Origin of the sequence: Nonomuraea sp. NPDC051191 (assembly GCF_044455665.1) — a bacterium.
GTDB lineage: Bacteria > Actinomycetota > Actinomycetes > Streptosporangiales > Streptosporangiaceae > Nonomuraea.
The window spans coordinates 43,231-53,779 of sequence record NZ_JBITEZ010000011.1; the positions used below are offsets into that span (position 1 = coordinate 43,231).

At 71.9% G+C, this 10,549-nt stretch carries 9 protein-coding genes; 2 read left to right on the plus strand and 7 right to left on the minus strand.

Annotated features, from left to right (window positions below; genetic code table 11):
- Positions 1-215: 215 nt before the first annotated feature.
- A complete protein-coding gene (locus ACIA8R_RS30135) occupies positions 216-689 on the minus strand; it encodes a hypothetical protein (RefSeq protein WP_397041504.1) in 474 nt (157 codons plus the stop codon).
- A 358-nt stretch (positions 690-1,047) separates the two neighbouring features.
- Here ACIA8R_RS30135 and ACIA8R_RS30140 point away from each other — a divergent pair, with 358 nt between their 5' ends.
- Complete coding sequence (locus tag ACIA8R_RS30140; protein ID WP_397041505.1) at positions 1,048-2,481, plus strand: hypothetical protein; 1,434 nt, start codon at positions 1,048-1,050, stop codon at positions 2,479-2,481.
- A gap of 62 nt (positions 2,482-2,543) precedes the next feature.
- Here ACIA8R_RS30140 and ACIA8R_RS30145 read toward each other — a convergent pair whose 3' ends face one another.
- From ACIA8R_RS30145 to ACIA8R_RS30155, 3 genes are read right to left on the minus strand one after another with little or no spacing between them, the layout of a single operon-like run.
- Entirely contained in the window at positions 2,544-3,947 is a 1,404-nt protein-coding gene (locus ACIA8R_RS30145) for a hypothetical protein (RefSeq protein ID WP_397041506.1), read from the minus strand.
- Positions 3,948-3,983: 36 nt separating this feature from the next.
- On the minus strand, positions 3,984-4,670 hold the full coding sequence (locus tag ACIA8R_RS30150; protein ID WP_364102106.1) for a response regulator transcription factor: 687 nt from the start codon (positions 4,668-4,670) through the stop codon (positions 3,984-3,986).
- A gap of 5 nt (positions 4,671-4,675) precedes the next feature.
- On the minus strand, positions 4,676-5,806 hold the full coding sequence (locus ACIA8R_RS30155; RefSeq protein ID WP_397041507.1) for a sensor histidine kinase: 1,131 nt from the start codon (positions 5,804-5,806) through the stop codon (positions 4,676-4,678).
- Positions 5,807-5,918: 112 nt separating this feature from the next.
- Between ACIA8R_RS30155 and ACIA8R_RS30160 the strand changes: the two genes are divergently transcribed.
- Positions 5,919-7,103, plus strand: coding sequence for an alpha/beta hydrolase family protein (locus tag ACIA8R_RS30160; protein WP_397041508.1), 1,185 nt, complete (start codon positions 5,919-5,921; stop codon positions 7,101-7,103).
- 23 nt (positions 7,104-7,126) lie between these two features.
- Here the strand turns inward: ACIA8R_RS30160 and ACIA8R_RS30165 are convergent, their stop codons facing one another.
- The 3 genes from ACIA8R_RS30165 to ACIA8R_RS30175 all read right to left on the minus strand — a co-directional run bounded on the left by ACIA8R_RS30165 (position 7,127) and on the right by ACIA8R_RS30175 (position 10,450).
- Positions 7,127-8,584 carry an FAD-binding protein gene (locus ACIA8R_RS30165; RefSeq protein ID WP_397041509.1) on the minus strand — a complete coding sequence of 486 codons (1,458 nt, stop codon included), beginning with the start codon at positions 8,582-8,584 and terminating at the stop codon, positions 7,127-7,129.
- Between the two features lie 199 nt (positions 8,585-8,783).
- Positions 8,784-9,803: a zinc-binding dehydrogenase gene (locus ACIA8R_RS30170; RefSeq protein WP_397041510.1), complete on the minus strand. Its 1,020-nt coding sequence runs from the start codon at positions 9,801-9,803 to the stop codon at positions 8,784-8,786.
- Positions 9,804-9,826: 23 nt separating this feature from the next.
- Entirely contained in the window at positions 9,827-10,450 is a 624-nt protein-coding gene (locus tag ACIA8R_RS30175; protein WP_397041511.1) for a polysaccharide deacetylase family protein, read from the minus strand.
- Between the last annotated feature and the right edge of the window lie 99 nt (positions 10,451-10,549).

Sequence of the window (10,549 nt, forward strand, 5' to 3'; positions counted from 1 at the left end):
CAGCGCCCTGGCCTGGAGTGTTGGCGTCGCCGCCGTCCGGTTGATCAACTCCGGACTTTCCGCATCCTGGCGATCGATCGGGAGCCTCGAGACCAGACGAACACATGAAGGACCTTGATCGACAAGCCCGCGAGCGGGTGGATCAGGGTTGAGAGGGCCGAGCAGGCCGGTTCGCGTCAGGTTCACGCCTGACCGATCCCATCTCCGTCGCCCGTTCAGGGCCGATGTTCTTCCGTTCGTTCGCAGGCTCCGCCGGAGTTTGCTTCTCTGATCGCCAGGATCTTCGTGACTTCCCGTTCTTCCGCACCTGCCGTGACCGCGCCCGCCGGCGCCACCGTCCCCTCGCGAGCATGGTCCTGTTCGCGCTGATCGGGCTGCTGTGCGCGGTGATCGACGCCGGCCCGGTGCTCCATCGCGATCGCGTCGATCGGGCCGGCCCTGTCCCTGTTCCTTCTCGCCCTGCTCGCCGACCGGAACGTCCCCGTCCGGGCCATGACCCGCGATCCCGCCAAGGCCACGTTCCCCACCGGCGTCGAGTCGCCACCGGTGACTTCGACCGGCCCGACACCCTCGACGCCGCACTCGACGGCGTCGACAAGGTCTTCGTCCTGCCGCCCGGCTACGGTCCCGACGGCCCCGTCCAGGAACGCAACCTGGTCGCCGCGGCGGCCCGGGCGGGGGCGTCCCATCTGGTCAAGCTGTCCACCAGCGGAATTCGACCGCCTCGGCTGGTCGGGGCCTCGGCTGGAGGCGCTGCTGGAGCTCAAGCGCCAATCGACCGCCTGGGACCGGCAGATCTTCGACACCGTCGAAAGGCTCACCGGCCAGCCGCCGCTGACCCTTCACGACTGGGTCCGGGAGAACATCCACATCTTCGGGTGAGGAAATCGCATGAGGGCCGGAACCCGTTCCGCCGAGGTTTCGCGTGGTCGGGGCAGAGATCAGCCAACAGTCGCAGACGGGGCGCGAAGGGTCATACCGGGGTCGCAGGCGACTCTCGGTACTGGGCCCGATGTCCGGTCGGGGTCGTTCCGCCACGGTGATCACATGAACGTGACCGTGTTCGGGCTCTCCCCCGTAGAGCTCGTGGCCTTGGCATCCGCAGTCGCACTGGTGCCGGCCCGCTGGCTGCCGCCCAGGGCGCGCCACCTCTCGACACTGGCCGGCGCGGCGCTCCTCGCGGTGTCCGCGACCGTGCTGGCCGTGCTCGGGATCCGCTGGCAACTCCTCCCCGTCCTCGCGGGAGGGGCCATCGCGCTGGCGTTCGCTGCTCCTTCACTGCTGCGATGGCGTGCCGGACGGCCCGTACGGCGGGCTCGATGGTGGCTGGCCCTGCCGGGATCGGCGGCCTGCCTGGCCCTGATCCTCGCGGGCGCGGTGGCGGCGTGGGCGCTGCCCGTGCCCGTGTTCCCCGAGCCGTCGGGCGCCTACGCCGTCGGCACCACCGTCGTGCAATGGAGCGACCCTGATCGCGCGGAGATCGCCACGTCCCGGACCGATGACAAGCGGACGGTCGTCGTCCAGCTCTGGTATCCCGCGCAGGACGCTCCCCCGGCCGCCCAGCGGGCCCGGTACCTCGGCCGCACCATGCGAGAAGCACAGCTCGTCGCCCGTGGTGAGGCCGACTACCTGGGCCTTCCGGGCTTCATCCTCGACGAGCCGCCACGCGCCCGCACGAGCTCGGTGCCCGATGCGCCGGTGGCCGGCGGAGGCGGCCGGTTCCCCGTGGTGCTGTTCTCGCCCGGGCTCGGCGGCGTGCGCACCCAGAACACCGCCTGGGCCGAGGAACTGGCCGGCCGCGGGTACGTCGTGGCGGCCCTCGACCACCCGTACGACTCGGCCGTCGTCACCCTCACCGACGGCCGGACGATCCGCACCCGGGTCGCGGCCACCGGTGACCAGGCGGAGGACGACAGGCGCGCGGCCGGGTGGACGGCGGTCCGGGCCGCCGATCTCAGCTTCGTGCTCACCCAGCTCGGCCGCCTGGACCGTGGAGAGATCCCCGGCCTCCTGACCGGGCGGCTCGACACCCGCCGCGCCGCGGCGACCGGCCACTCCCTCGGAGGCGCCGCCGCCCTGCAGGCCGCCCGCCAGGACCCCCGGTTCGCAGCCGTCATCGACCTGGACGGCTTCCCCCGCGACCCCGTGACGCGACCGTTCCACCAGCCCGTGCTCGCGCTCACCCACGACGTCGAACCGGGCGAGACGCCGGAATACATCCCGCGCCTCACGCGGGTGCTTCAGCTCAGTACGGCGACGAGCTACCGGCTCACCGTCCCCGGCACGGCGCACCTCACCTTCACCGACGCCCCGCTCTTCCTGCCGCCCCTGCCCGCGCTCGTCGGCTCGCTCGGCCGGACCGCCGGGCCGCGCATCACCGCGGAGGCCACCATCGCCTTCCTGGACGCGGTTCTCCGTGGCGAATCCGGCGACCTGGCCACGGCCCTGTCCAGATACGGCCACCTGACCTCGGTGTCCTGATCAGATCCCCGGTCGTGACAGGGCGCCTCCCGTCCGTGGGAAGATCGTGCCTCGCACGGGGTTCAGCCCGCCAAAGGCTGCTGATCCGGCATCCTGTGCGGGGCGGCGATGCGGAGTCTGGCGAGTGCGACGAGCAGCATCGCGACCGAGGACCAGGCGGCCCAGTCGCCCAGGCTGGTGTAGACGGTCGAGGCGCCCTGCTGCGGCAGCGCCGCGAACACCGTCTCCACGCCGGATTCGCCGCTGCGGCCTTCGGCCAGCACCCGTCCCCGGGTGTCGCTCACCGTGAGGAAGCCCTGGCGGGCCGCGCGGACCACCGACAACCCGCTCTCCACCCCGCGGACCATCGCCATGCGGCTGTGCAGCCAGGCGTCGTCGTCGAAGTCCCAGGCGGGGGCGAGCAGCGCCGTCGCGCCGGCCTGGCGGTACTGGCGTACCAGCCAGGGGAAGTCGAGGTCCTTGCAGATGATCAGGCCCGTCGTCGGGCCGAGCATGGTCAGCGTGCTGCCGGACGTGAACTCCGACTCCAGCCCGGGAATCATGTGGTGCTTGTCGTAGCGGGCGCCGGACGGGTAGACCAGCGCGCTGTTGGTCCGCGTCGCGCCGGTGCCGAGCGCGACGCCGGCGACGACCGTCACTCCCGGCCTGGCCAGCGGCAGGCGGGCGGTGGCCGCCCCGAACGTCTTCTCCGGCAGCACCGCGATCCCGGCACCGCGGGCGGCGGCCGCCTCGACGGCCCGGCCGTAGCGCCGGAGCAGGTCGCGTCCCTGCGGGGTGTCCAGTTCCGCGGTGTCGAGCGGGTTGTCGGTGGAGATCAGCGCGACTTCGCGGTGCTGCCCGCCGTCCTGGCCGGTGCCGAGCCGCACGAGGCCGTACGCCAGGGCCGGCGCCACCAGCGCGCCCGCGGTCACCGCGACAGGGAGCCGGCGGGTCGCGCCCGGTGCGAGAAGCGCGGCCACGGCGGCGGGCACGAGCAGGAGCAGGAAGGTGATCCCCCAGACGCCGGCGACGGAGGCCGTCTGCACGACGGGCAGCACGTCGGCCTGCGTGTATGCCAGGCTCCACCAGGCGCCGTGCGGTCCGGCCAGCGCCATCAGGTATTCGACGCCGACCCACAGCGCCGGTACGGCGAGCACGGCCGACAGCGGCCGCCGCCTGGCCAGCAGCGAACGGTGAAGCAGCACGCCGAGGCCGTACAGCAGCGCCGGCCCGGCGAGAAGACCGGCCGCCACCGGGACGGGCGTCTCGATCGTCCCGGTGAAGTACGACCACCACTGCAGTTGCCCGCCGAGCCAGGCGAGGGCGCCCGCGGCGAAGGCCGAGCCGCCCCTGACCCGGGGGGCGGCGAGCAGCACGGGCAAGGGAGCGAGCCACGTCAGCCAGGCCACGGGGTGCAGCCCGGTGCCGAAGTGCAGCAGGACAGCCGAGGCGAGGGCCGCGGCGAGCGCGATCAGGACACGTTTCATGCCGACGATGCTGCTCGCGGCCACCCTGGTGGCGCGTCAGTCGTGAGTGTGATCTCCGATGTCACTCTCACCGGCGACCACGAGGCCGCATTCGTAGGCGAACACCGCCGCCTGCACCCGGTCCCGCAGGTCCAGCTTGGTCAGGATGCGGCTGACGTGCGTCTTGACCGTGTGCTCGGTGACCACGAGCGCGGCGGCGATCTCGGCGTTGGACAGTCCGCGGGCGACCAGCCTGAGCGTTTCGCGTTCCCGCTCGGTGAGCGCCTCCAGCCGTCCGGCCAGCCGTGGCATCGGGCCGTGAGCCGGCCGTCTGACCAGGTTCTCCAGCAGCCTGCGGGTGGCGGCGGGCGCCAGCAACGCCTCACCGGCGGCCACGGTGCGCACCGCGTGCGCCAGCTCGTCGCGGCGGATGTCCTTGAGCAGGAAGCCGCTGGCGCCCGCGCGGACGGCGTCGTAGACGTATTCGTCCAGGTCGAACATGGTCAGGACAAGCACCTTGGCGGAGGTGGTCGCGCAGATCTCCCTGGTGGCCTCGATGCCGTTCCTGTTCGGCATCCGCACGTCCATCAGGACCACGTCCGGACGCAGCCGCCCAGCCAGCGCGATCGCCTCGTCACCGTCGGACGCCTCGCCCACCACCAGCATGTCCGGCTGAGCACCCAGGATCAGGCCGAACCCGGCACGGAAGAGATCCTGGTCGTCGGCGATGAGCACGCGCAGCATGCGCGCTATTCAAGCGGAAAGACGGCCCTGACAAGGAATCCGCCGTCCTGTCCCGGTCCCGTGGTGAGTGTCCCGCCGTAGGTGGTCGCTCGTTCCCGCATGCCTGTCAGGCCGTAGCCGCCGCCGTCGCGACGTGGTCCGCCGCCGTCGTCGGCGATCTCGACGAGCAGTTCCCGCGCGGTCCAGCGCAGTCGCAGCCGTACGTTGCGCGCCCCGGCGTGTTTGCGCACGTTGGTGAGGGCTTCCTGGACGATCCGGTAGACGGCGGCTTCCAGGCTGCCGGAGATCCGCCGCCGCTCGCCGTCCACGGTCATGACCACGTCCAGGCCGCTGCGTTCGGCCAGTGAGGCGAGTCCGTCCAGGGTCGGCTGGGCGGGCCCGAGGTCCTCCCCGGCCGGAACGGCCGACGTGCGCAGCGCCGTGAGCAGGCCGCGCAGCTCGGTGAGCGCTTCCCTGCCGGTGTCGGCGATCGCGTCGAAGACGGCCTCGGCCCTGGGCGCGTCGCTCCGTACGACCACGGGCCCGGCCTCCGCCTGGACGACCATCAGCCCGACGGCGTGCGTGATGATGTCGTGCATGTCACGAGCGATCCGCGCCCGTTCCTCCGCCACCGCGGCGATGTGCTCCTGTTCACGGCGACGGGCCCGTTCGGCCAGTTCCGCGGTACGTGACCGGTTCGCCCGGGCGCTGGTGCCCAGCGCGTAGGCGGCCACGAAGGCGGTGCCGATCAGGCGGAAGGTCTCGCTGTCCTCCCCCGGCAGCGCCAGGGAGACGCCGACGATGGCGGCGATCGCCGGGATCGCTGCCAGGCGCTTCCACGTGGGGCTGACGTCGGCGATGGTGTGGACGGCGACCAGGGGGCCGAACGGGAGGAACGGCTTCTCCCAGAAGACCATGGCGGTCATCGCGGCGCCGACGACCAGCGCCACGGCCATGGGCGCGCGCCTGCGCCAGTAGACGGGTGCGGAGGCGAGCGTGCCCAGGGCGACGATCCACCACGCCTTGGGACCGTCCACCAGCAGCGGGCCGAGGGTGGCCGCGGTGGTGAACGCCGCGATCGCGCCGTCGGCGCTCCGACCGGAGAACCTGGCAGCCCGGACCATCGCAACCCCGCCGACGCGACCCACGTTGATCATTCGCTCATTATCGGCCGCCACCCGACGGGCTCCACTCCCTGACGAAAGTAAGGGGCCGAAGTTGTCTTTCGGGCATGTGAGGGGTGGTGGCGTCGTTTCTACAGTTCTGTGCATGATCAGAACTCGCCGTAATCCCGCACCTTTCCTCCTCGCCCTGGCGCTGGCCCTCCCGGCGGCGGCCGCATCGCCCGCCGCCGCCTCCACCGCGGACACCTCCGACGTACGCGTCGCGATCCCGCGGCCCACCGGCCAGTACGAAGTGGGGCGCGACACCCTGCATCTCGTCGACGCCGGCCGCCGCGACCCGTGGATGCCCGCGGCCGCACGCGAGCTGATGGTGTCGGTGTACTTCCCGGCGCGCACCGGCGGGAGCGCCGCGCCGTACATGACCGTCGACGAGGCTCGGCTGCTTCTCAAGGGGCAGAGGCTCGACACCGTCTTCAAGGCGGAGCAGCTCGCCGAGGTCAGCACGAACGCGCACCTGAACGCTCGTCCCGTCGGCGGCAGGCACCCCTTGGTGGTGCTCTCCCCGGGGTTCACCCTCAACCGGGCCACCCTGACCACCCTCGCCGAGGACCTCGCCTCCAAGGGCTACGTCGTCGCCCTTGTGGATCACGCCTACGAGTCGTTCGGCGCGACCTTCCCCGGCGGTCGTACCCTGACCTGCGTCGCATGCGAGACGGTGGAGAGCGCCCCCACCGACGAGGCGGAGAAGGAGCTGATGGCCAAGGCCGCGGTCAGCCGGGCAGCCGACCTGTCCTTCGTGATCGACCGGCTGACCCGCCCCGTACGGTCCGCGCCCGCCTGGAGGCACTGGCAGATGATCGACCCGCGCCGGATCGGCGCCGCGGGCCACTCGCTCGGCGGCAACGCCGCGGCGAGCGTCATGGCCGCCGACCAGCGGGTCCGCGCCGGGGCGAACTTGGACGGCTCGTTCTTCGCCCCGGTCCCGGTCGCCGGGCTCGACGGGCGGCCGTTCCTCATGCTCGGCACCAAGGTCCAGCACTCACCCGGCTCCGCCGACACCACCTGGGGACGGGACTGGCCACGCCTGGACGGCTGGAAGCGCTGGCTGACCGTGGCCGACTCCGGCCACTTCACCTTCATCGACCTGCCCATCCTGGGCGCCCAGGTCGGGATCGTGGACCCTTCCGCGCCCCTGTCGGGCAAGCGATCGGGCGAGATCACCACGGCGTACGTCGGCGCCTTCTTCGACCAGCACCTCCGCGGCAAGAACCAGCCCCTGCTGAACGGCCCGTCACCCGCCAACCCGGAAGTGACCTTCCAGAACCCCTGAGGCCGGGTCGGCGGGCGGGGACGTCACGGTCCCGGAGGGAAGACGCCCTGGCCCGGGGTGAGGATTCCGTCGGGGTCGTAGCGTTCATGGGCCGCCTCGAAGGCGGCCCATGCGGGGCCGTAGTGGGTGCGCCACTCCTCGGGCGTGGTGGGTATGGAGCCGACCGGGTACTGGTAACCCCCGGCGGCTCGGGCGCGCAGGTAGAGGGAACGGTTGGCCTCCACCATGTCCTCCGGGCTCTCGGCTCCGTGCGAGGCGGTTCTGAGCAGGGTGAAGAGGAAGACCGTCTCCTCGTCGGGCACGCGCAGCAGGGGCAGGCGCAGGCGGGCGCGGGGGAAGGGATAAAGCAGGACCACGCCGCTGGCGCCGACCTCGGTCTCGGTCAGGTCCTTGATGACGTCCTCCACGAAGGCGTCGGTGCGGCTCGCCGGCAGGAACATGTTCCACCAGGGGTGCGGGCGGTACCACTCGCCTGCGGACTTCAGATCGGCGACGCCCGCGGCGAGCCGGTTGAGGAAGTCGAAGTAGGACATGTCCTGGATCTGCCGGTCGCCGGGCTGGTCGCCCAGGCCGTCGAGCAGTTCGGCGTCGTCGGGCGGGGTCGTACCGTCGAAGAAGGCGACCGCTTCAAGCTGGTGACTCCAGCCGGCGGAGCCGGTGGGCAGCCCGAGCTCTCCCTCCACGTAGGCGAAGCGGCCGTCGTGGACCACGCGCCGCTGGTCGGCGGTCAGCGCGGCCACGCTCGGGTAGGAGAGCAGGTAGTGGCGGACCGTCGCGGGGGCGGGCCGCAGGCGCATGGTGACCTTGGTGATGATGCCGCACTGTCCTCTGCCGGCCAGCACCGCATGAAAGAGGTCGCGGCGCAGTTGCGCGGAACATCTCCTCAGGGCGGCGTCCCCCGTGACGACCTCCAGTTCCACGACGTTGTCCGCCTGGGATCCGTGGTGGTGGGTCTGGCCGCCGAGACCGCCCACCGAGAGCGTGCCGCCGACCGAGAGCTCCAGGTAGTCGGTGAAGACCGGAGGGGTCAGGCCATGGGCCAGGGTTGCCTGCGCCAAGCTGCTCCAGAGCGCGCCCGCCTCCACGACGGCCGTGTCCTCCCGCACCTCGACCGCGTTGAGCGGGGTCATGTCGACGATCAGACCGCCCTCTACCTGGCCCTGGCCGAAGGTGGCGTGTCCCTGACCGCGCGCGGCCACCTGGAGGCCGTGCGTCCGGCAGTACCTCATCATCAGCATGATGTCCGTGACGTCGCCGGGCTCCAGCACGGCCCTGGGGGTCCGATGGACCAGGTGCCCGAAGTCGTCGGCCGCCTGGCCGCGGGAGGCGGGATCGGTCATCACCTTGCCCTTCAGCAGCGGCAGGTCGACCATCCCCTGAGACCGGGCGGCGTCGGTGACCCACGTGCGCGTGGACGGGTCGAAGCCGACCACGGCCGCCCCCGTCGCGAGGAACGTCCGTCTCCACGGGTGCCACGTCATGTCCGACCCCTTCGCAGCGCGGTCACGTCGCGTCGATCATCGCCGACGGCAACCGGCGACGCTACCCGAACGAAACCGGATGACAGCCACAAAAGGCTTACTCCGGCGCCGCGGGCCTCGACGAGCGAGCCGGGCGGCAGGCGAGCACATCAAGGCAGGACGGACCGGGCGATCTCCGCGCTTGCGGGCCAGGGCCGGGTCACTGTTCCCCTTTCGCGTCGGTCCAGTCGAAGCAGAGTGCTCCGGCCGGTGCGCCGCCGTCCCGCAGGCGTGCGTAGGTGGCTGCCGCGTCCATGGGGGACACCCGCTCGGAGATCATCCCGGCGGTGCGGAACGTGCCGGAGGCGAGGCGGCGGAAGTACAACCCGGTCACCGCGTCGCGGTTGAGCGGGCCGGCCGACGGGTCGTCGGAGACGAGGTCGGCGTGCGCCCCGAGGATGGTCAGCGAGTTGCTGACCACGCCGGGGCCGAGCATCTGCCGGGACGGCGTGGGCGTGTCGCCGAGAAGGACGACCCGGCCCAGCGTCCGGGCCAGCCGTACCGCCTGGGAGAGCACGGCGGGGTTGCCGGTGACGTCGAAGACCACCTCGGCGAGCCGGCCGCCGGTCAGGTCGGCGACGGCGGCGCGGGCGTCGGCCGCGGTGGCCGCGAGCAGGTCGCTCGCGCCGCTCGCCCGCGCCAGGTCGAGCCGCCTGGCATCGGTGTCGACGGCGACGACGCGGGAGGCTCCGTGCGCGACCGCGTACTGGACGACCAGCTGACCCACCGGGCCGAGTCCGAGGACCACGACCGTCTCGCCCAGGGTGATCGCGGCTCTGGCGGTGCCCGCCGCCGCGGTGACGACGAGGGGGACCCACACCGCTTCCTCGGCCGTCACGCCGCCGGGCAGCAGCCGGGCCTCGCGCTCGGTGAGTGTGACCAGTTCCTGGTGGGGCGCGTAGCTCTGCACGCGGTCACCGGGACGTAACGTCGTGACGCCTTCGCCGACCGCCTCCACGATCCCGGCCATGCTGTACCCGGGCCGGAACGGGTAACGCACCCACTCCTCCCAGTTGGTGCCGGGGTCGAACTCGCCGCGCAGACAGGCCAGCTCGGTGCCGGGGCTGATCAGCGACAGCGTGGTGCGGCACAGCACTTCGCCGAAGCCCGGAGGAGCGACGTCCTCGTGCGCCACTCGCACCTGGCCCGGCTTCGGGAACTCCACGAACAACGACCTCATCGGCCCCTCCCACGGTGGGCGGTTCATGCGAGTTCGTCCATGCGGACAAACCGGGCACCGGCCGCGCGCAGACCGTCGATGACCAGTGGCAGGGCACGGCCGGTGGCCTTGGTCCATGGATGGAACAGCACCACGGCGCCGTCGCCGTGCGCGGTGGCCTCCTCGATGACCAGGCGGGCGACGCCCGGCCCGGTGGCCTTGCCGCGCCAGTCCAACGGGTCCACGTGCCAGCTCGTCTCCCGGTAGCCGAGCCGGTCCAGTGCGGACCGGATCGCCGGGTCCTCGCTGCCGTCGCCGAACGGGCAGCGGAACCAGGGACGCGGGTCGTGGCCGGTGGCGCGGCGGATGGCGCGTTCGGCGCGCTGTACGTCCAGTTTGAAGGCCTTGGGCGACAACCAGCTCATCGGCGCGTGGTGATGGGAGTGGTTGCCGATGAGGTGACCGCGGGCGGCCAGCTCTTCGGCCAGCGAGGGGTTGGCCTGGGCCCAGCGTCCTTGGATGAACATGGTCCCCACGGTCTTGCGCTCGGTGAGCGTATCGAGCACGTGCCGGGTGCCGTCCGGGTGAGCGGGCTGGTCGCCGTGCTCGACGTCGAAGGTCAGCGCCACTCGCCAGGACGCCGGTCGGGTTAGGGGTGACTGCGTCACGCCTTGCACCTGCCTCTGAGTCGGGGCCGCCTTGACAGAGGTAGCGGCTGTGATCAGTGTCGGTGTTGCTGACAACATTGTCATCAAACAACCGCTTGG